The organism is Azospirillum himalayense, from assembly GCF_042657465.1.
GTDB classification, from domain to species: Bacteria; Pseudomonadota; Alphaproteobacteria; order Azospirillales; family Azospirillaceae; genus Azospirillum; species Azospirillum himalayense.
In genome coordinates this window covers 259,163-279,101 of record NZ_JBHSLC010000004.1, presented here as the reverse complement: position 1 = coordinate 279,101, position 19,939 = coordinate 259,163, and the positions used below count along the sequence as shown (strand labels likewise).

Below are 19,939 nucleotides of genomic sequence, written 5' to 3'. Positions count from 1 at the left end.
CAGCCCGAGCCGGATCCCGCCCCCCAAGGGGATCGCATGCATCGCTCGATCTTCAGCGGCGGCGCGGTGCCGGACGCGGGCGGGCCAGCAGCGACCGCCCGAAGCGCTCCAGCGTGGCCCGCAATTCCTCGTCCTCCACCGTGGCGGTGGTGGTCATCACCGACAGCTCCTCGTCCATGGTCAGGTCGCGCGGGCGCACCACCGGCTTCTGTATGGTCAGCGGGGCGGCGTGGATCAGCTTGATCTTCGCCACCGCGCGGTAGCCGAAGAAGCTGTTGATCCGCTCCACGATCTGCGGTTCCAGATGCTGAAGCTCCAGCGCGATGGCGCCCATGGCGCGGATGTGCAGGACGGCGTCCTCCCGCTTGCCGCGGGGGAAGCTCAGCTTGTCGGGGGCGGTGCGCAGGCTCAACTGGTGGCCGACGATGGACGGCCAGTCGTTGATGAGCGAGCCGAAGGCCAGCCCGCGCTTGCCCAGCGCCTTGCCGGCCACCTCAGGGACGGTCTGGCCGATTCGCCGCGGTCCGTTCATGTCAAGGCTTCCTGGTCGGGGCTTCCTGGTGATGGTCCGCGCACCCTAGCGCAAGCGGGCAGGGCTTCGCCAGCGCCCCCGCGGGAGTTCCTTTATCGGCGGCCCTTTATCGGCGGCCCTTTATCGGTGTCCGGGTTCGCCCTATGTCTTGCCGCCATGACGACGCCTTCCCACACCGCCTCCAAGCACGCCCCCAGGGACGCCGCCCAACGGCTGCTCTCCTGGTACGATCACAACCGCCGCGACCTGCCTTGGCGCGCCAAGCCTGGGGAGGTCGCCGACCCCTACCGGGTCTGGCTGTCGGAGATCATGCTGCAGCAGACCACGGTGCCCGCCGCCGCGCCTTACTTCCGCGCCTTCACGGAGCGCTGGCCGACGGTGCGCGACCTCGCGGCGGCGCCGCTGGACGACGTTTTGGTGGCCTGGGCCGGCCTCGGCTACTACGCGCGGGCGCGCAACCTGCACAAATGCGCGCAGGTGGTGGCGACGGAGCGGGCGGGGCGCTTCCCCGACAAGGAGGTGGCCCTGCTGGAATTGCCGGGCATCGGCGCCTACACCGCGGCGGCGATCACCGCCATCGCCTTCGGCCACAAGGCGACGGTGGTGGACGGCAACGTCGAGCGGGTGATCTCTCGCGTGTTCGCCGTGGAGGAGCCGCTTCCCGGCGTGAAGCCCAAGCTGCGCGCGCTGGCCGCCCTCCTGACGCCGGAGGAGCGGCCCGGCGACTACGCCCAGGCGATGATGGACCTCGGCGCCACGGTCTGCACGCCGCGCAAGCCGAAATGCATGCTCTGTCCCTGGTCCGACTGGTGCGCCGCCCGCGCCGCCGGCATCCAGGAGCAGCTTCCCCGCAAGGCCCCGAAGGCGGACAAGCCGACGCGGCGCGGCGTCGCCTTCTGGCTGATCAACCCGGAGGGGGCCGTTCTGCTGCGCCGCCGGGCGGAGGAGGGGCTGCTGGGCGGGATGACCGAGGTGCCCTCCACCCCCTGGGCCGGCCACGCGCCGACCGATGGGGAGATCGCGGCGGCGGCCCCGCTGGATTTGTCCTGGCGCCGCCTGCCGGGCGTGGTCCGCCATACTTTCAGCCATTTTCACCTCGAACTTGAGGTCGTCGCGGCCAAGGCCGGCGATGGTTGGCGGATGGCCGAGGGGCTGTGGGTTCCGGTGGACCGGCTGGGCGGGCAGGCTCTTCCCTCCGTCATGATGAAGGTGGTGCGTCACGCGCTGGAGCACGCATAGACGGAAGGTGGACTGAGGGACATGAGGCGGCGATCGATCCTGGCCCTGCCGGCTTTCCTGGCCGGAGTGTGGCTTGCCGGACCCCTGCGGGCAGAGCCTAAGGCAAAGAAGGTTCCGGCACCCGCCGGGCGTCGCGTCGCCCTGGAACTGGTTCTGGCGGTGGACGGGTCGGCCTCCATCACCGATGGGGACCTGGAATTCCAGTTGCAGGGCCACGCCGCGGCCTTCCGCGATCCGGACGTCAGCGATGCGGTAACCGCGGGCGGAGCCGCGGCGACCCTGGTGGTCTTCTCCGGCCCGCACAGCCTGCGCGTCCTGGTGCCCTGGACTCCGCTGACCAGCGCGGAGGAGGTCGCTGCCTTTGCGGACCGGATCGACAAGGCGCCGCGCGGTTTCCAGGGGGATTCCACGGCGCTGGGCAGCGCCATCGCGGAGTCGGCGAAGCTGTTTGCCGGCAACGGATTCGACGCTGCGCGCAAGGTCATCGACATCGTGTCGAACGGCTTCTCCAACAGCGGTCCGGACCCCGCGGGCGTCCGCGACCGGGTCGAGCGGCAGGGAATCACCATCAACGCCCTGGCCATTCTCGACGAGTTTCCCTGGCTGGAGGAGTATTACCAGGAGAACGTCGTCGGCGGCGTGAACTGCTTCGTGAAGACGGCAATGGACCGCAGCAGCTTCGTCGAAGCGCTCCGGCAAAAGCTCATTCAGGAAATCGCCGCTCTTCCGACGCCGCGTTCCGCCATCGCGACGACCGCCCATGTCGCCGTGGCGCGGACGGAATCAGCCTAACGGCCCGCCTCGAACGTCAGGCCCGGGCGCGTTCGATCTCGACGCCGACGCTGGCGGCGTCCGGGAACACGTCGAGCTTCTCCACCCGCACCTTGACGCTGGTGATCCGCTCGTCGGACAGGCAGCGCTCGGCAATCCGCTCGGCCAGCGTTTCAATCAGGGTCACATGGCCCTGGCTGACCAGCCCCTTCACCACCGCCGCCATGTCCTCGCCGGTCACGCCGGGGGCGGCAACCTCCAGGTCGAGGCTCAGACGGATCCGCTGCGGCTTGATCCGCTCGTGGGCATAGACGCCGATCAGCGCATCCATGACCAGATCGCGCACGAAGCAACGGGTGGAAAGCGACGCCGGGGCCGAACGGGGCGCCGGAGCGGTGACGGTGGCGAAGAGCTTGTTCATGGCGCACACGCCTATCACGCCGTCCCCGTCCTGCCAAGGCATGCGGGCGGCGCTCGATGAAGGGCTCCAATGCCGAACTTGCGGGAACGGGGCGGCGCCAACGGCCGCCCCGTCTCAAGCCCGGCTCCGGAAATCAGGCGGAGGCTTCCGAGCGGATGCGCTCGCGCAGCACGTCGATGGGGCGCAGGTCGCCGCCGTCCTCATAGTGCCAGAAGGTCCAGCCGTTGCAGGCCGGCAGCCCGGCCATGGCGGCCCCCACCTGATGGATGGACCCGCGATGCTCGCCGCGCGGGCCGGCCCCGATCAGCGTGCCGTCGGCGCGCACGCGGGCGACCACCCGGCGGCGCAGGTCGAACAGCGACGTGCCCGGGCGCAGCAGGCCGCGCTCCACCACCCAGCCGAAGGGAATGCGCGGAGCCGACCGCTTCGGCGGCGTGTCCAGGACGGCGGCGTCGGGGGCCTCCTCGACCGCCGCGATGCGGGCGGTGGCCGCCTTGGCGTAGGTCGCGTCGCGCTCCAGCCCGATCCAGTTGCGGCCCAGCCGCTTCGCCACGGCGCCCGTGGTGCCGGTGCCGAAGAAGGGGTCCAGAACCGTGTCGCCGGGGCGGGAGGAGGACAGGATGACGCGGTAGAGAAGCGATTCCGGCTTCTGCGTCGGGTGGGCCTTGCGGCCGTCCTCGTCGCGCAGGCGCTCCGCGCCGTTGCAGATCGGCAGCAGCCAGTCGCTGCGCATCTGCAAATCGTCGTTCAGCGCCTTCATGGCATCGTAGTTGAAGCGGTAGCGGGCGTCCTTCTCGCGCGAGGCCCAGATCATGGTCTCATGCGCGTTGGCGAAGCGCGTGCCGCGGAAGTTCGGCATCGGGTTGGTCTTGCGCCACACGATGTCGTTCAGAATCCAGAAGCCCAGATTCTGCAGCGTGGCGCCGACACGGAAGATGTTGTGGTAGCTGCCGATCACCCACAACGATCCCTCGGGCTTCAGGATGCGGCGGGCCGCGGCGAGCCAGTCCCGCGTGAAGCGGTCATAGGTCTCGAAATCTTCGAACTTGTCCCAGTCCTCTTCCACTCCGTCAACACGGGAGTGGTTCGGGCGCAAGAGTTCGCCCCCCAGCTGGAGGTTATAAGGCGGATCGGCAAAGACAAGGTCCACCGATTCAGCCGGCATTTCATTCATGAGGGCGATGCAATCGCCCACGAGAATTTTGTTCAGGGGGAGCATTGACGAAACCAAAACAGCGAATCAGTCGTTGGGACAATGATTCGCCGCCGAGTCGCCGTCAACTGATTTCTTGCGCCGGAATCGCGACGGTCAGCCGGCCCGTTCGATTTGGGCGCGGACTGGTGCAAAAGTGACTCGGTGGTGGGGCGTCACGCCGTGGCGGCGCAGCGCCTCCAGATGCTCCGGCGTCGGGTAGCCGGCGTTGCGGTCCCAGCCGTACTGCGGGTGGAGTTCCGCCAGCCGCATCATCTCGCGATCGCGCGCCACCTTGGCGACGATGGAGGCCGCGGCGATCGACTGGCTGCGCCCGTCGCCCTTGACGATGGCCTCCATCAGGCAGGACAGGTCGGGCTTGAACTTCCCGTCGATCAGCGCGACGGCGGGCGGCTCGCCGGGCAGTGCCTCGTAGGCGCGCTTCATGGCCAGCAGCGTGGCCTTGTGGATGTTGAACGCGTCGATCTCCGCCGCGGACGCCTCGGCCAGCGCGACGGCCAGGGCGTGGGCGCGGATTTCCGGTTCCAGCGCCTCGCGGGCGCGCAGGCTCAGCGCCTTGCTGTCGTTGATGGCGCGGGCCAGCGCGTCGGGCAGGCCGCCCGCCGGCAGCACCACGGCGGCGGTGACCACAGGGCCGGCGAGCGGGCCGCGCCCCACCTCGTCGATGCCGCAGACCAGCCGCCCCTGGCCCAAGGCGATCTCGAAGGACAGATCGGGCTGCGGGCGGGGAACTTTGACGCGGACGGCTTTGGTGGTCTTGGGAATCATGGAGAGTCGGTTCTTGCGGGTTCGGCGTGGTGGGGCGGGAGCCGTCCGCCGGACAACTGCTCGATGTAGATGCGCGTCAGCGAGCGCAGGATGGGCGGCATCGTCTCGATGGCCTTGGCGAACTGGTCCTTGCGGATCATTTCGCAGACCGTGGCCTCCAGCGCAACGACGGTGGCGGCGCGGGGGCGGTTGGCGAGGAGGGCCAGTTCCCCGAAGATCCGCCCCGGCCCCAGCACGCCGAGGTCGGCCCCGTCGCGCTGCACACCGACCGAGCCGGACTGGATCAGATAGGCCGCCGTTCCGGCGTCCCCCTGGCGGAAGAAGCTGTGGCCGCGGCGGAACATGCGGCGGTCGGCCACCGTGGCGAAGGAGTCGGTGGAGCGGATCGCGGAGCCTCCCTCCTGCCGTTCGGGCTGGGGCAGGCCGTAGCCGCGGCGGATCGCGGCGACGAGGCTTTCCAACAGATAGGAGGCCAGCGGCGGGCAGCGCCCGCGCAGCGCGCGGAAGGTGTCGCGTGACAGTTCCACCGCCTCGACGGGGGTCAGGGTGCGCACCGTGGCGCTGCGTAGCCCGTCGTCCAGCAGCGCCATCTCCCCGACGATGGCGTTGGCCCCGACGTTGCCAAGGTGGCGGGTACCGTCCGGACCCTCCAGCAGAACCTCCAACTCGCCCGACTGGATCAGCCACGCGCAATCCCCGGCCTCACCCTGCCGGATCAGCACGGTGTCGGCGGCGATGCGCCGCATGGGGAGGTCGGGTCCGCTTCTCGTCATCACCGGTTCCATCGCTCCGGGCCGGCCGCCCGTGTTCTGCAGAGATTAGCGCGAATGCCGGTCCGGTTCAGGCGAATTTCCCATGGACAATATTGTGGTGGCGGTGACGCTTGGCGCAGGCCGTCGGCTGCGCTATGCATGGCGCCCTCAAATCGAGAGGCCGGAAGTCATGACCACCACCGCCACCACCGAATGCCCCTGCCGCTCCGGCAAGCCCCTGGACGCCTGCTGCGGCCCCTATCTCGACGGCTCCGCGCCGGCGCCCACCGCCGAAGCGCTGATGCGGTCGCGCTACTCGGCCTTCGCCTGCGGGAAGATCGATTACCTGCAGGAGACGCTGCTGCCGGAGACCCGCGAGGACTTCGACCGCAAGGAGATCGAGACCTGGGCCGCCAACAGCCAGTGGACCGGCCTCGAAGTCCGCAGCACCGAAGCCGGCGGGGCGCAGGACGAGGACGGCTTGGTCGAGTTCGTCGCCCACTTCACCATGAACGGCAAGCCGCAGAAGCATCATGAGACCAGCCGCTTCACCAAGCGGGACGGCCGCTGGTACTATGTGGACGGCACGCTGGGCGCCCGCCCGCGCAGCGGCCCCAAGGTCGGCCGGAACGATCCCTGCCCCTGCGGCAGCGGCAAGAAGTACAAGAAGTGCTGCGGGGCGGCCTGACGGTCCGGTCTTGAGGCGGCGGTCTTGAGCGCTCGGACTTGACCGGCAATCCGCCGATTCTCGCAGCAATTGCGATATTTTTGGTCGCCCGGTGACCGCCGGGCGGCTTTCGGCCGGGTTTTTGCCGAATCTTTCTTTCCGGCGCGCGCGATCTCAATTGAAAAGCGCCGCGGAACGGATCATCTTCGGGGGGCCATGTTCCGCCGGTTGGGGCATGGCCTATCACGACAGATGAGACCACGTATGTTCGACCGTCCGCAGCGCAACAGCTTCCGCGCTCCCGAGATCACCCAGCGCAACATCCGCGCCACCGTCAAGTGGTTCAACGCAACGAAGGGCTTCGGCTTCGTCACGCCCGAAGACGGCTCGCCGGATGCCTTCCTGCATTCCACGGTTCTGCAGTTCTGCGGACACGACAGCCTGCCCGAGGGTGCCACCATCACCTGTGACCTGTCCCGCGGCCCGAAGGGCCCGCAGGTCGCCACCATCCACGACGTCGACACCTCGACCGCCAGCGAGTCCCCGCGCCCGGCGGCGCGCGCTCCGCGCGGTGACAGCTACGGCGGCGGCTACGGCGGCGGCAGCAGCTACGGCGGTGGCGCCGGCGGCGCCGAGGAGACGGTCGACGGCACCGTGAAGTGGTTCAACGTGTCCAAGGGCTTCGGCTTCATCGCCCCGTCCACCGGCGGCAAGGACATCTTCGTCCACATCCGCGCTCTGGAGCGTTCGGGCCTCGACGTGCTTGCCGATGGCGAGCAGGTGCGGGTCACCGTCCGCCAGGGCGTCAAGGGTCCGGAAGCGCAGCGCGTCGAAGTGGTCTGACGTCGAACAGCCGGGTGTGAGGGGGCGGGGCGGACCCATCCCCATACGCCCGGTCGCGGGAGCAGCACCATTCCCTTCCCCGTCGCGATCCACCCATAGGGATTGAGACGGTGCGCGGGGCACAAAGAAAAAGCCCGCCGTTCCGATGGAGCGGCGGGCTTTTTTGCTGGGCCTTAAAGCGGATTTCAATCCGCTTTGGACCGCGACTGCGGTCCCGGCCGCAAGTGCGGCCGAAGCCCGGCCGTAAGCCGCTCCCCTAAAGCGAATGGAAATTCGCTTTAGGGGAGCGGCTTACGGCCGCCCGATCAGCGTGCCCATCAAGCGGGTGCGGATGGCGGCGACGGCGCAGTCCAGCGGGCGGTCGGCGTCGGGCTTCGACGGGGCGGCGGCCACGTCGGGGCACAGGTCCTCGATCCGCCAGGCGCGCGGCGGCGGCGGCGGGGTGGCGTGCGGGTCGCAGGTCGCCGGGTCGGGATGCGTTTCCTCGCTGTTGTCGTTGGCCGGCTTGATCTCCAGGTTCGGCGACACGCCGAAGCAGTCGACCAGCCCGCCGGACGGGCGGAAGTAGCGCGCGGTGGTCAGGCGGATGCCGATGTCGCCGGACAGCGACGAGATGGTCTGCACCGAGCCCTTTCCGTAGCTGCGCGTGCCGAACAGCAGCGCCCGGCTGTGGTCCTGAAGGGCGCCTGCGACGATCTCCGACGCCGAGGCCGACCCGCTGTTGATCAGCAGGACGATGGGCAGCCCGGCCAGCAGGTCGCCCGGCGTGCCGGTGTAGCGGCGGTTCTCGTCCGGATCGCGGCCGCGCACCGACACGATGTCCACCGCTTCCAGGAAGCGGTCGGCGACGTTCACCGCTTGGTCGAGCAGACCGCCGGGATTGTTGCGCAGGTCCAGCACCGCGCCGGCCAGCCGGCCATGGGCCTGCCGGCGCATCTCCTCCACCGCCTCATCCAGCGCGTGGGAGGTCTGCTGGTTGAAGGCGGCGATGCGGACGTAGGCGACGTCGCCCTCCAGCCGGTAGCGGACGGGCTGGATTTTCACGATGGCGCGGGTCAGCGACACGCGGAAGGGGGCGTCGGGGCCGCCATTCCCGCCGGTGCCGCTGGTGCCGCCGTTGCGGCGCATGGTCAGGGCGACGGAGGTGCCGACCGGCCCGCGCATGCGCGCCACCGCGTCGCGCAGATTCATGCCCTTGACCTGCGCCTCGTCGATGCGGGCGATCAGGTCGCCGGTGCGCAGCCCGGCGCGGGCGGCGGGGGAACCGTCGATGGGGGACACGACGCGGATCAGGCCGCTGTCCTCGTCCATCGTCACCTCGATGCCCAGCCCGCCGAACTCGCCCTGGGTCTGCTCCCGCATGTAGCGGAAATGCTCCGAGTCGAGGAAGGCCGAGTAGGGGTCGAGAGAGGTCAGCATCGCGTCCAGCGCCGCCTCGGTCAGCGCCCGGTCGGTGGCCCCGGGCTCCTCCTTCTTTTTCTTCTGAAGGCCGGCGACGGCCTTCTCGACCAGAACCTGCGGCGTGCCCGGCTTCACATGCTCGGCCAGAACGCGGCGCAGGACGTCGGAGAAAAGAAGATAGTTGCGGTCCGCCGGGGAGGGGAGGGATGAGGTGCCCTTGGCCTTCGCGAACTCCTGCCGGTAATGGTCCAGCGCGATGCTGGTGTCGGCGCGGGAGGCGGGCACCACCGCGCAGGCGGGTCCCATCGCCACCATCAGCAGCAACAGCGCCGCCAGCAGTTTCGCCATCCTGCGCCCCTCTTGACTGACCGGCCCGGCCGGCGGAATCAAAGCCATCAACGCGACTGCAAGCCTTATTGTACCAGGGGTTTCGTCTGCCGGACGCCCAAGGCCGGTGCATATGTGCGTTTGTACAGCGGAACACAGCCTTCCGGCCGGTCCCGCCGGTCGTCCATCCGCAACCTAGCACGTTGACCGTGCAATCTCAAATCCTGGCCCTGGTGCCGCGGGACCCATCGCCTCGCGTCGGATAGGATGTATGTCTCCACCTCCGGGACCGCCACTCTCCGGGCGGGGGAGGGCAGCGGCGCGGGGATTCTACGCCTTAATAGGCACCTTTTCCGCTGAGCATCACGCCGACCGTGCGCAGCAGGATGCGGAAATCCCCCCACAGGCTCCAGCCCAGCAGATAGGCGGTGTCGAGCTGGACGCGCTGGCCGTAATCCACGTCGTTGCGGCCGCTGACCTGCCACAGCCCGGTCAGTCCGGGGCGGCATCGGGTGTAGAAGGGGAAGCAGACGTGATAGCGCGCCACCTCCTCCTGCACGATGGGGCGCGGGCCGACCAGGCTCATGTCGCCGGTCAGGACGTTGAAGAGCTGCGGCAACTCGTCCAGGCTGGTGCGGCGCAGGAAGCGGCCGATCCAGGTGATGCGGGGGTCGTTGCGCAGCTTGCGCGTGGCCTCCCACTCGGCGCGGGCCTCCGGGTCGGTTTCGATCAGCTTCTCGAAGACCTCCGGTGCGTTGACCACCATGGAGCGGAACTTCAAGCAGGTGAAGTCGCGGCCCTCGGTCCCGATGCGCCGGTGGCCGAACACCGCGGGACCGCCGTCCAGCGTGATGAGCAGACCGACGATCAGCATCAGCGGCCCGAAGAACAGGATCAGCCCGACCGCACCGACGAGGTCGAAGGCCCGTTTCACCCGGTTGCGGTGCAGCGGCTCCGTGGCCGGCAGACGCGCGACCAGCTCCGCGGCGGACGCCGTGCCGGCGAGCGTCGCCGGTTCCAGCGGTGCAGCACCCAACTGGATGGACTGCGGAATACCCATCGATCCCCCGTACTCACAATTCGGCTGGCGGAAACACGACCGCCTTCCGGGGGAGGCAACGCGCGAGGCGCGTCGGGGGTCCCCCGGCCGGGAAGATCCTTCGCAGTTCCATCGCGGTACGCTGGACGGCGGTGATGGAGCCGACGGGGTGCCTCTTTGGGTGGAAGCAGGGGCTCAGCAAATGCGGGGCAACTGCTCGCCGGACAGCCAATCGACGATGCGCTTGCCGCCGAAGCGCGTTTCCATCTGCACGAAGCGGTGCGAATCATCGACCACCGCGCCGATGATGGCGGCCTCGGTGCCCAACGGGTGGGCGCGCATGGCTGCCAGCAGGCGATCGGAGTCCTCCGCCGCGCAGATGGCGATCAGCTTGCCCTCGTTGGCGACATAGAGCGGGTCGAGCCCGAGCAGTTCGCAGGCCGCCGCGACCTCCGCCTTCAGCGGGATGGCGGCCTCGCGCAGCAGCATGCCGACTCCCGACTGGTGGGCGATCTCGTTCAGCGTCGTCGCCAGACCGCCGCGGGTCGGGTCCCGCAGGACATGGACGTCCGGCACCGCCGCGACCATGCCGGCCACCAGCCCGTGCAGCGCCGCGCTGTCCGACCGGATGTCCGTCTCGAAGCTGAGATTCTCGCGGGTGGACATGATGGCGACGCCATGGTCGCCCATGGTGCCGCTGACCAGGATCGCGTCGCCGGGCCGCGCCCGCTCGCCGGACGGGGCGACGCCGGGGGGCACCACGCCGATGCCGGTGGTGGTGATGAAGACGCCGTCGCCCTTGCCGCGCTCCACCACCTTGGTGTCGCCGGTCACGATGGACACGCTGGCCTCGCGCGCCGCTTCGGCCATGCTGTCCACCAGCCGCTTCAGGTCGGCCAGCGGGAAGCCTTCCTCCAGGATGAAGCCGGCGGTCAGATAGAGGGGCACCGCCCCGGCCATGGCGACGTCGTTCACCGTGCCGTGCACGGCCAGCGAACCGATGTCGCCGCCGGGAAAGAACAGGGGCGAGACGACGAAGCCGTCGGTGGTCACAACCATCCGCCCGGTGGGCGGATCGAAGGCCGCCTGATCGTTGCCCTGGTCGAGCAGCGGGTTGGCGAAGGCGGCGGCGAACAGCTCCCGCACCAGTTGGGCCATGGCCTTGCCGCCCGATCCGTGGCTCATGTCCACGGCACCGCGGGCGAGGTCGAGCTTGCGGGTGAAGAGACGGCGGTCGGTCATGGCAGGGTCCACAAATTCAGGCGGCAGCGCTGGTGGGATCTTCGGAGGCGGGCGCCAAGGTCCCGGTGCCAGTGCCGGTTTCGGCGAGCAGGGCGAGCGTGCGCTCGGCCTCTTCCGCGTCGAGCTTGGACAGAGCGTAGCCGACATGGACGATCACGTAGTCGCCCACCGTCACTCCCTCGACCAGGGCCAGGGAGCAGGCGACCTTCACCCCGCCGAGGCTGACGGTGGCGCGGTCGTCCTCCAGAAGCTCGATCACGCGGGCGGGAACGGCGAGACACATCGGGGCGGTCCTTCCTGAAGCAAACTCTGCACGGCGACCCAGGCCTGTCCCAGGCTGAGCCCGCCGTCGTTGGCCGGCGCCCGGCGCGGCAGCAGCGCGGTGACGCCGCGCGCCGCGAAACCGGCGCTCAGCCCCTCCGCCAGGACGGCGTTCATCAGGCAGCCGCCGGACAGGGCGACGCGGTCGAGACCGCGCGCCGCCAGTTCCGGCATAGCCCATGCGACCAGTGCCGCCACCAGGGTTCCATGGAACCGCTCCGCTCCTTCCTGCGCATTGATCTGCAACAAACTTTCGAGAAGGGGCGTGAGGTCCAACACGCCGCCGGCGATCCGCCAGCCGCCCTCCAGCACCGTGGGGCGGCGGACCAGGGATTCCAGGACCATCGGCGCCTCGCCTTCGAAGCCGGCGACGGCGCGGACCCCCAGCAGGCCGCAGGCGGCGTCGAACCAGCGCCCGCAGGAACTGGTTGGCGGTGCGTTGATGCCGGCCTCGATCATCCGCCGCACGCCATCCGCCGGGCCGCAGGCGGCGAAGCGCCCGGCGATCTCCGCGCCGCGTCCCATGCGGGCCAGCGCAGCCGCTCCCATGCGCCAGGGTTGGCGCGCCGCCACGTCGCCGCCTGGCTGGGCCAGCGGCGCGAGATGGCCGAGGCGGGTGAAGCCGGCGCCCTCCACCAGCAGCATTTCCCCGCCCCAGGACCCGCCGTCGGGCCCCAGCCCGAATCCGTCCAGCGCCAATCCGAGCGCTGGACCGTCCTCGCCATGTTCGGCCAGCACCGCCGCGATGTGGGCGTGGTGATGCTGCACCGGCAACGTCGGCAGGCCGAGCGATTCAGCGAAGCGCGTGCTCTGGAAGTCGGGGTGGAGGTCGTGGGCGACGGCCATCGGTTCCACCGCCAGGATGCGGCTCAGATGGGCGACGCTCTCCTCAAGGAACGCCAGGGTTGCCGCGTTGTCGAGGTCGCCGATGTGCTGGCTGAGGAAGGCTTCGTTGCCGCGGGTCAGGCAGACGGTGGCCTTCAGGTGCCCGCCGACCGCCAGCACCGGCGGTCCGGAGCGCGGCAGGCGGATGGGCGCCGGCGCATGGCCGCGCCCCCGCCGCAGGAAAGCCGGCGCGCCCGCCACCACCCGCATCACGCTGTCGTCGGCGCGGATCAAGATGTCGCGGTCATGGTCGACGATCAGGTCGGCGATGCCGCCCAGCCGTTGCCGGGCTTCGTCGTTGCCGATGGCGAGCGGTTCGCCGCCGGGGTTGGCGGAGGTCATGACCAGGGCAAGGTCCTGCGGCCGCTCCAGCCACGCCGTGCCGTCGGGACGTCCGGCGGCCTCGTGGAACAGCAGATGATGGATCGGCGTGTAGGGAAGCATGACGCCCAGCCAGGCGAGGCCGGGGGCGATGGCGTCGGGAAGTGTCGGGGAGGGTGACGCTTGCCCCCTCCCTAACCCTCCCCCGCTGCGCAGGGGAGGGGATTCACGCCGCCGCAACAGCACCACCGGCCGCGCCACCCCCTCCAGCAGCGTCCGCTCCGCCGCTCCCACCGCCACGAACCGCTCGGCGGAGGCGATGTTGGCGACCATCAGGGCGAAGGGCTTGCCGTTGCGTTGTTTGCGCGTGCGCAGCCGCTCCACCGCCGCCGCGTCGAACGCGTCGCAGGCGAGGTGGAAGCCGCCCAGCCCTTTGATGGCGACGATCCTTCCGCCGCGCAGCGCGGCCAGCACCTCTTCGATGGAGTGGGACAGGCGCGGGCCGCAAGCCGGGCAAGCGGTCGGCTGGGCGTGGAAGCGGCGGTCGGTGGGATCGGTGTATTCGGCGGCGCAGTCCGGGCAGAGCGGAAAGCCCGCCATGGCGGTCTGCGGCCGGTCGTAGGGCAGGGCGCGCGTGATGGTGAAGCGCGGGCCGCAATGGGTGCAGTTGAGGAACGGATAGCGGTAGCGTCGATCCGCCGGGTCGAACAGCTCGGCCAGACAGGCCGGGCAAACGGTGGCGTCGGGGGCGACCCCAGTGGTCACCGCGCCGCGCTGCGAGGCCAGGATGGCGAAGCCCGCCTCGTTGGGGCGGATGGGGCAATCTTCCGTTTCGACCGCGTCGATCCGCGCCAGCGGCGGGGCGTCCTTCGCAAGCGCTGTCAAAAAGCGCTCCAGAGCATCGCCCTGCACTTCCGCCAGCACCCCGGCCCCGTCGTTCAGCACCCAGCCGGTCAGGGCGAAGCGGTGCGCCAGCGCGTGCAGGAAAGGCCGGAAGCCGACCCCCTGCACCTGCCCGCGGACCCGGACACGCAGCCGCCTCACCGCGCGGCGACCGCCACGCCGGCGCCGATCATCAACGTGCCGGCTCCCTGGTTCAGGGTCTTCATGGCCCGTGCGCTGCGGAACAGATGACGGGCACGCGACGCCGCCACAGCGTAAGTCAGCAGGACGGCGCTCAATACCCCGACCACGATCACGGCCATCAGCACGGCGTCGGTGGCGGAGACGCGGGTCAGGTCCACGAAGGCCGGGAGAAAGGCCATGTAGAACAGGATGGTCTTCGGGTTGGAAAGGGTCAGGGCCAGACCGCTGGCGAAGCCCCGCAACTGTGCGCCCTCGACCTCCGGCGGGTCTTCTCCGAGGGCGACAGGCGCGCGCCACGTTCGGATGCCCAGCCAGATCAGGTAACCGGCGGCGGCGAAGCGCAGCAGGATGAACAGTTCCTCGAAGGCGTGGGCCACGGCGGCCAGCCCGCCGAGGGCGAGCGCCAGCAGCACGAGGTCGCCCACCACCATCCCGCCAAGGAAGCCCAGATTGCGCCGCCAGCCCAGGGCGAGGGAGCGGGCGACCACGGCGAAGATGCCGGGGCCGGGGGTGGCCATGAAATACAGGCAGGCCCCTGCCATCAGGAGGAAGTCGGCGGCGCTCATGCGCCGCGTCCCGCGACCGCCTTCGCAAGCCCCTCCTCGATCCAGCCGTACCAATCCTCCAGTCCCTGGCCGGCGGTCGCGGAGACCTCGATCACGCGCAGGCCGGGCTTCAATTGGCGGGCGTAGGCGATCATGCGCGCCATGTCGAAGGTCAGATGCGGCAGCAGGTCCACCTTGTTGACCAGGAGCAGGTCGGCGCTGGCGAACATCGCCGGATACTTCAGGGGCTTGTCCTCCCCCTCCGTCACCGAGAGCACGACGACCTTGTGCGCCTCGCCGAGGTCGAAGCCGGCCGGGCAGACGAGGTTGCCGACATTCTCGATAAACAGCACGCTGCCCGTCTCCACCGGCAGGCGCCCGACCGCCTGGGTGACCATCTGGGCGTCGAGATGGCAGCCCTTGCCGGTGTTGACCTGGATGGCCGGCGTGCCGGTGGCGCGGATGCGGTCGGCGTCGAAGGAGGTCTGCTGGTCGCCCTCGATCACCGCCATCGGGAACCGCCCCATCAGGTCGGTCAGCGTGCGGGTCAGCAGGGTCGTCTTGCCCGATCCCGGGCTGGACATCAGGTTCAGCACGAACACGCCCTTCGCCGCGAACAGCTGCCGGTTCACCGCGGCGAAGCTGTCGTTCTTGGCTAGGATGTCTTGTTCGATGGCGATCAGACGGGTCTGCGACATGCCCGGCACCTCCGTGCCCGCCGGACCGCGGCCGAGATCGATGGTGCGGTGGTCATGCCCATGGTCGTCGCCGTGGGTGTGCCGGTAGACCTTGCCGTCCGGGCCGACATGCTCGTGGCTGTGGTCGTGATGATGGTGGTGGTCATGGTCATGGTCGTGATCGTGAGGATGGTCATGACCATGGTGGTGGTGATGATGGCCGTGCGCGTGGCCGGCCTCGATTTTCGTTTCGCCTTCGGCGCAGCCGCAGACCGTGCACATCACTCCACCTCCAGTTCCTTGACGCGCATTTCCTCGCCGCCGGTCACCATGAGCTGGTGGCCGGCGCATTCGGGGCAGGGGGCCGACCGCTCGGGCAGCGGGACCGGCTTCTCGCAGGACAGGCAGAAGGCTTGGCCGGGCGGGCGTTCGATGTCCAGAACGGCGCCCTCCGCGATGGTGCCGCGGCTGACCGCGTCGAAGCCGAAGGCGATGGCCTGCGGTTCGACGTGAGACAAGGTGCCGATGACCAGACGCACCGTCTTCACCGTCGTGAAGCCCTGGGCCGCGGCCTGATCGCGGATCACGTCGATGATGCCCTGGCTGAGCGCCAGCTCGTGCATGAGTCAGTCCTCGCCCTGAATCGTGATGGCGGCGGCCACGCAGGGATCGAGTGCGGCCACCAGCAGGCCGGCACGCTCGGCCAGACCCGCGTCGGCCGCGGTGCCTTCCAAACCCTGGGCCAGCGGCCCGTCCGCGGCGAAATTCCATTCGGTCGGCGCCGCGATGCGCCAATCGGCGATGCGGCCACCCTCAATCCGCAGCCAGTGGGCGAGGCGCCCGCGCGCCGTCTCGACGGCGCCGCTTCCCGCGGCGTGCCGCGCGCTGCCGTCGTCCGGGGCCGGTTCGGCGTCGTCGAGGCGATCCGCCCAGGATGCCAAGCGCTCCGCCAGTCCCGCCAGTTCCACCAGCCGAGAGGCGGTGTGAGCGGCGAGGCCGGAGCCATGCCGTGCCAGCAACGCGGCGACCAGCGGATGCGCGCTCCGGCGGGCCAGTGCCCCGGTGTGGGCCGGGGCGCCGTCCTGCCGGGGGTTCTCCGAAAAGGCCGCGTCGGCGGACAGCCTTTCGCCGAACCATCCTGCCGGATGCGGTTCCAGCGCCGTCACGCCGCAGGCGCCGAAACCCGCCATGCCCGGCGCCAGGACGCGGCGCATCAGCCGCGCCGCGCCGGTTCCGCCCGCCCCGGCCCAGCGCTCCAGGTCCGCCGTGTCGGTAGGAACCGGGGCGGCGAAGACAGCGCGCTCCACACCCTCGCGCAGGGCGGCAACGGCGGCGGTCAGGGCGGCGCGGTCGGGCCGCAGGAGACCGCCGCCGGGACGCAGCCCGTCGCGGGCGGGGTAGAGCGCGGGATGGATTGCCGCCGCGGCGGCGCGCAGGCCCGCAAGGTCCCTGGGCTGCGGCGCCTCGCCCAGCCGAGCCGGCCAGTCCATCAAGACTTGCCACGCGTGGTTCGTCGCGGTTTCCGCTTCGGCCAGCAGGGCGCGGGCGGTGGTGTGCGGGCGGGCGTCGAGGCCGAGCGCCTCCTCCAGAGCCTCTGCCGCGGCCAGCGACTGGGCGGTGCCGCACAGGCTGAACAGCAGCGGCACGAGGCGCATCGCCTCGTCGGGCGTGCGTCCGCACAGGGCGCGGGCGGCGGCGGGGCGGCGGACCTGCACCGACACGGCGCGCACCCGTCCGGCGGCCGTTTCCAGCCGCACCGACACGCTGCCTTCCAGCCCGGCGCCCGTCACGCTCATCGGCGTCCACCCCCGAACAAGGAGCGGCGGGACAGGGTGGGCTTCGCGGTGTCCGCCTCGCTTGCCGGCGGCGGCTCGGTCTGTGGCGCCGGTTGCGGCTCCCGCATCAGATGGTCGAGCGCCAGAACGGCGGCCCCGCGGGCGTCCTCTTGATCGGCGAACACGTTCATGGCCGAGGCGAGCGGGATCACCGACAGCGTTCCCAGGACCCCCACCCGCGCCGCGGTGAAGCGGTAGGCGCCGGAGGGCAGGGCGACCTCCATCTTGTCGCCGTCGCGCCGCTCCGCCCACGAGGCGGGATCGCGCGGGATCAGCACCGCGTTCAGGAACCAGGGGGCGATGACGCAGCCGATCCAGCCCGGCCCATGGGGGCGGAACCCCACCGCCTCCACCGCCAGGGCGGCGTTGCAGATGGGGACGCCGGCCATGTCGCGCTCCGCGATCAGGCGATAGCTGGCGGTCAGGGCGGCGACGCGCGCCTCCATGGGGTCGTCGCCCGGCGGCGTGACGACGGCGAAGCCATGCTGCGGGCCGCCGCAGCCCGGGCAGCGCCAATAATCCGGCAGACCGCCGAAGGGCGTTCCCGGCGGCACCTCCCGCCCCGGATCACCGGCCGCGGGGTCGTAGACGGCGCCGCAAGCCCCGCAGGCGGGACGCGCGTCGGCGGCGAAGCCCGCCTCGGGGCCGCCGGGAGTCATGCGGTTGCCTTTTCCATCAGGTCGGCGAACAGGTGGTCCACGTTCTCCCCCTTCGCCGCCAGCAGAATGGCGTCGAGCGCGCGGTTCAGCGGCTCCACCTCCTCAGCCTCCAGCGGGCGGACGGCGCGGTCGAGATGGACCAGGACCCAGCCGCCTTCCGGCACCTCCTCGATCAGCATGACATTGACGCGCCGTTCCTCGCCGCGGCCGGCGCAGCGCGCGGTGAAGCCGTCGGTCTCCAGGACCCGCATCGGAATGCCGAGACACATGCGCGCGCCCTCATGCGGGAAAGCCGGTCGTCGTGACACGGCCGGCGTGGCTGTGGCCGGTGTGAAACGATCAATGCAACCGCGTCATCTTGACCGGGGGGTGAATCCGCACATTGATATGCGTCAAACATGCGGTCCGGCGTAGTTTCATAACGCTCCGCCATTTCCAATCGGAACGGTTCTGCTACAGTGGCGACCGCTTCGTGCGCGATGGGGGTAAGGGGTCGGTCGTGCGTCGCTCAACGATACAGCAGGGGTTTTCACGGATGAAACGTTTCGCTCTCGCGTCGGCCACCGCGGCGGCGGCCCTGGCCGCTCTGCCCAATGCGGCGCTCGCCCACACCTTCGGCGCCCACGACGCCGGGCTCGTCCATGGTTTCCTGCATCCGGTCGGCGGCTGGGATCACCTGCTGGCCATGGTCGCCGTCGGCCTGTGGGCCGCGCAGCGCGGCGGCAAGGCCCTGTGGGCGCTGCCGGCGGCCTTCGTCGGCGCGATGATCGGCGGCGGCCTGCTCGGTCTGGCCGGCATCGACCTGCCGCAGGTCGAACTTGGCATCGTCCTGTCCGTGGTCGCCCTGGGTGCCCTGATCGCCCTGCAGTCCCGCCTGCCGCTGCTCGCCTCCGCCGGCGTGGTCGCCCTGTTCGCCGTGTTCCACGGCCACGCCCACGGTGCCGAGATGCCGGAGGCGGCGCAGCCGCTGCTCTACGGCCTGGGCTTCGCCCTGTCCACCGCTCTGCTGCACGGTGCGGGCATCGGCGCCGCCCTGTCGCTGCGCCGTCTGGTCGAGGGCCGCAAGGGCGCCCTGGCTCTGCGCGGCACGGGTGCCGTGGTCGGTCTGGCCGGCGTGGCGCTGCTCGCGCTGGGCTGATCGCCTGAAGACGGTAGGGACGGGCGGCAAGAAGCCCGATCCAATGGAAGGCCCGGCGAATCGCTTCGCCGGGCTTTTTTTGTGCAGTTTCTTGAGAATTTAATAAAAATGCGTTCGTTTTTTTGGTGCCCGCTCTCGTTTCTGCCCGTACACTTGGTTGCCATTACCAGCCATCGCCCAATCAGGAGTCGTGTGTTGCCGATGATGCCGCCGACCTTCGCCAGCCTGCGCAAAGCCCTCCTTGCCCTGGCCGCCGGTGCCGTCCTGGCCCTCGCGGCGCCGGCTCTGGCGGAGGTGCCGGGCCAGCAGCGGACCCAGGCGCCGGGCTTCTACCCCATGGCCATCGGCGATTTCGAGATCACCGCGCTGTTCGACGGCTTCATCGACCGCGACCGCAAGTATTTCGTCGGCGCCAAGGTCGACGACATCATCGGCCTGCTCGACCGCATGTTCCTGGGGGAGCGGCCGGAAATCCAGACGGCGGTGAACGCCTATCTGGTGCACACCGGCACCAATCTGGTTCTGGTGGATGCCGGGGCGGCCAAGTCGCTGGGGCCGACGCTCGGCTTCATCGCCGACAACATCCACGCCGCCGGTTACAGCCCGGATCAGATCGACACCGTCTTGATGACCCATCTGCATCCGGACCATGCCAACGGGCTGCTGCGCCCGGACGGAACCATCCTGTTCCCCAACGCCGAGGTCCGGGTCGCCAAGGCCGAATTCGATTTCTGGCTGGGCGGGGAGGCGGTGGCCAAGGCCCCGGCGCCGCTCAAGCCCTTCTTCGCCATGGCCCGCGCCGCGGTGGCGCCCTATGAGGCGGCGGGCAAGCTGAAGCCCTACCAGTCCGGCGACAGCCTCCTGCCCGGCGTGGAGTCGGTGGCGGCCTATGGTCACACGCCGGGACACAGCGGTTACCTGTTCCGTTCGAAGGAGCAGAGCATTCTGCTGTGGGGCGACACCGTGCACAGCCACGCCCTTCAGTTCGCCCGCCCGGAGGTCGTCATCGAGTTCGACGTCGACAAGGACGAGACCATCGCGTCGCGCCGACGGCTCCTGGCCGAGGCGGCGGCGCAGAAGCTGTGGGTGGGCGGCGCCCATCTGCCCTTCCCCGGCATCGGCCATGTCCGCACCGAAGGGGACGGCTACGCCTGGGTTCCCGTGGAGTTCGGCCCGATCCGCAGCGACCGCTGAGCGGCCCGATTCGGCGCCATGGCTCGGCGGGACACCCCGCCGAGCCGCTTGCGCGTGTGCGCC

General features: G+C 70.1%; 22 protein-coding genes. 6 read left to right on the top strand and 16 right to left on the bottom strand.

Annotated elements, in window-relative coordinates; genetic code table 11:
* Nucleotides 1-52: 52 nt before the first annotated feature.
* Nucleotides 53-532, bottom strand: a complete 480-nt coding sequence (locus ACFPMG_RS03325; protein ID WP_137141900.1) for a DUF721 domain-containing protein — start codon at nucleotides 530-532, stop codon at nucleotides 53-55.
* 156 nt (nucleotides 533-688) lie between these two features.
* Between ACFPMG_RS03325 and mutY the strand changes: the two genes are divergently transcribed.
* Both mutY and ACFPMG_RS03315 read left to right on the top strand, forming a co-directional pair.
* A complete protein-coding gene (gene mutY, locus ACFPMG_RS03320; RefSeq protein ID WP_376993800.1) occupies nucleotides 689-1,771 on the top strand; it encodes an A/G-specific adenine glycosylase in 1,083 nt (360 codons plus the stop codon).
* A 21-nt stretch (nucleotides 1,772-1,792) separates the two neighbouring features.
* Entirely contained in the window at nucleotides 1,793-2,563 is a 771-nt protein-coding gene (locus ACFPMG_RS03315) for a DUF1194 domain-containing protein (protein ID WP_376993799.1), read from the top strand.
* Between the two features lie 16 nt (nucleotides 2,564-2,579).
* Here ACFPMG_RS03315 and ACFPMG_RS03310 read toward each other — a convergent pair whose 3' ends face one another.
* From ACFPMG_RS03310 to ACFPMG_RS03295, 4 genes are all read right to left on the bottom strand, one after another.
* Nucleotides 2,580-2,963: a dihydroneopterin aldolase gene (locus ACFPMG_RS03310; protein WP_376993798.1), complete on the bottom strand. Its 384-nt coding sequence runs from the start codon at nucleotides 2,961-2,963 to the stop codon at nucleotides 2,580-2,582.
* A gap of 133 nt (nucleotides 2,964-3,096) precedes the next feature.
* Complete coding sequence (locus ACFPMG_RS03305; protein ID WP_376993797.1) at nucleotides 3,097-4,182, bottom strand: site-specific DNA-methyltransferase; 1,086 nt, start codon at nucleotides 4,180-4,182, stop codon at nucleotides 3,097-3,099.
* Between the two features lie 90 nt (nucleotides 4,183-4,272).
* Complete coding sequence (locus tag ACFPMG_RS03300; RefSeq protein ID WP_376993796.1) at nucleotides 4,273-4,944, bottom strand: ribonuclease HII; 672 nt, start codon at nucleotides 4,942-4,944, stop codon at nucleotides 4,273-4,275.
* Nucleotides 4,941-5,717 carry a cyclic nucleotide-binding domain-containing protein gene (locus ACFPMG_RS03295; RefSeq protein ID WP_376993795.1) on the bottom strand — a complete coding sequence of 259 codons (777 nt, stop codon included), beginning with the start codon at nucleotides 5,715-5,717 and terminating at the stop codon, nucleotides 4,941-4,943. The genes ACFPMG_RS03300 and ACFPMG_RS03295 overlap by 4 nt, the downstream gene beginning before the upstream one ends.
* 169 nt (nucleotides 5,718-5,886) lie before the next feature.
* Between ACFPMG_RS03295 and ACFPMG_RS03290 the strand changes: the two genes are divergently transcribed.
* Entirely contained in the window at nucleotides 5,887-6,384 is a 498-nt protein-coding gene (locus ACFPMG_RS03290; protein ID WP_376993794.1) for a YchJ family protein, read from the top strand.
* A 243-nt stretch (nucleotides 6,385-6,627) separates the two neighbouring features.
* A complete protein-coding gene (locus ACFPMG_RS03285; RefSeq protein WP_059399307.1) occupies nucleotides 6,628-7,206 on the top strand; it encodes a cold-shock protein in 579 nt (192 codons plus the stop codon).
* Nucleotides 7,207-7,497: 291 nt separating this feature from the next.
* Here ACFPMG_RS03285 and ACFPMG_RS03280 read toward each other — a convergent pair whose 3' ends face one another.
* The 11 genes from ACFPMG_RS03280 to ACFPMG_RS03230 all read right to left on the bottom strand — a co-directional run bounded on the left by ACFPMG_RS03280 (nucleotide 7,498) and on the right by ACFPMG_RS03230 (nucleotide 17,813).
* Nucleotides 7,498-8,955, bottom strand: coding sequence for a S41 family peptidase (locus ACFPMG_RS03280; protein WP_376993793.1), 1,458 nt, complete (start codon nucleotides 8,953-8,955; stop codon nucleotides 7,498-7,500).
* Between the two features lie 316 nt (nucleotides 8,956-9,271).
* Nucleotides 9,272-9,994 (bottom strand): sugar transferase, encoded by a 723-nt coding sequence (locus ACFPMG_RS03275; protein WP_376993792.1) that lies wholly within the window; start codon nucleotides 9,992-9,994, stop codon nucleotides 9,272-9,274.
* Nucleotides 9,995-10,168: 174 nt separating this feature from the next.
* Nucleotides 10,169-11,215 (bottom strand): hydrogenase expression/formation protein HypE, encoded by a 1,047-nt coding sequence (gene hypE / locus ACFPMG_RS03270; protein WP_376993791.1) that lies wholly within the window; start codon nucleotides 11,213-11,215, stop codon nucleotides 10,169-10,171.
* Nucleotides 11,216-11,231: 16 nt separating this feature from the next.
* Nucleotides 11,232-11,498, bottom strand: a complete 267-nt coding sequence (locus ACFPMG_RS03265; RefSeq protein ID WP_376993790.1) for a HypC/HybG/HupF family hydrogenase formation chaperone — start codon at nucleotides 11,496-11,498, stop codon at nucleotides 11,232-11,234.
* Nucleotides 11,471-13,786, bottom strand: a complete 2,316-nt coding sequence (hypF, locus tag ACFPMG_RS03260; RefSeq protein WP_376993789.1) for a carbamoyltransferase HypF — start codon at nucleotides 13,784-13,786, stop codon at nucleotides 11,471-11,473. The genes ACFPMG_RS03265 and hypF overlap by 28 nt, the downstream gene beginning before the upstream one ends.
* Nucleotides 13,783-14,394 (bottom strand): LysE family translocator, encoded by a 612-nt coding sequence (locus ACFPMG_RS03255; protein ID WP_376993788.1) that lies wholly within the window; start codon nucleotides 14,392-14,394, stop codon nucleotides 13,783-13,785. The genes hypF and ACFPMG_RS03255 overlap by 4 nt, the downstream gene beginning before the upstream one ends.
* Entirely contained in the window at nucleotides 14,391-15,332 is a 942-nt protein-coding gene (hypB, locus tag ACFPMG_RS03250; RefSeq protein WP_376993787.1) for a hydrogenase nickel incorporation protein HypB, read from the bottom strand. Before hypB ends, ACFPMG_RS03255 begins: the two co-directional genes overlap by 4 nt.
* Nucleotides 15,332-15,673, bottom strand: a complete 342-nt coding sequence (gene hypA, locus ACFPMG_RS03245) for a hydrogenase maturation nickel metallochaperone HypA (RefSeq protein WP_376993786.1) — start codon at nucleotides 15,671-15,673, stop codon at nucleotides 15,332-15,334. The genes hypB and hypA overlap by 1 nt, the downstream gene beginning before the upstream one ends.
* A gap of 3 nt (nucleotides 15,674-15,676) precedes the next feature.
* On the bottom strand, nucleotides 15,677-16,846 hold the full coding sequence (locus ACFPMG_RS03240; RefSeq protein WP_376993785.1) for a nickel-dependent hydrogenase large subunit: 1,170 nt from the start codon (nucleotides 16,844-16,846) through the stop codon (nucleotides 15,677-15,679).
* Nucleotides 16,843-17,544: a [NiFe]-hydrogenase assembly chaperone HybE gene (gene hybE / locus ACFPMG_RS03235; RefSeq protein WP_376993784.1), complete on the bottom strand. Its 702-nt coding sequence runs from the start codon at nucleotides 17,542-17,544 to the stop codon at nucleotides 16,843-16,845. The genes ACFPMG_RS03240 and hybE overlap by 4 nt, the downstream gene beginning before the upstream one ends.
* Nucleotides 17,541-17,813, bottom strand: coding sequence for a HypC/HybG/HupF family hydrogenase formation chaperone (locus ACFPMG_RS03230; protein ID WP_376993783.1), 273 nt, complete (start codon nucleotides 17,811-17,813; stop codon nucleotides 17,541-17,543). The genes hybE and ACFPMG_RS03230 overlap by 4 nt, the downstream gene beginning before the upstream one ends.
* Before the next feature lie 266 nt (nucleotides 17,814-18,079).
* On the opposite strand from ACFPMG_RS03230, the gene ACFPMG_RS03225 reads away from it, so the two are divergent.
* Together ACFPMG_RS03225 and ACFPMG_RS03220 are read left to right on the top strand one after the other, a co-directional pair.
* On the top strand, nucleotides 18,080-18,682 hold the full coding sequence (locus ACFPMG_RS03225) for a HupE/UreJ family protein (protein WP_376993782.1): 603 nt from the start codon (nucleotides 18,080-18,082) through the stop codon (nucleotides 18,680-18,682).
* A 201-nt stretch (nucleotides 18,683-18,883) separates the two neighbouring features.
* Complete coding sequence (locus ACFPMG_RS03220) at nucleotides 18,884-19,876, top strand: MBL fold metallo-hydrolase (RefSeq protein ID WP_376993830.1); 993 nt, start codon at nucleotides 18,884-18,886, stop codon at nucleotides 19,874-19,876.
* The last annotated feature ends 63 nt before the right edge of the window (nucleotides 19,877-19,939 follow it).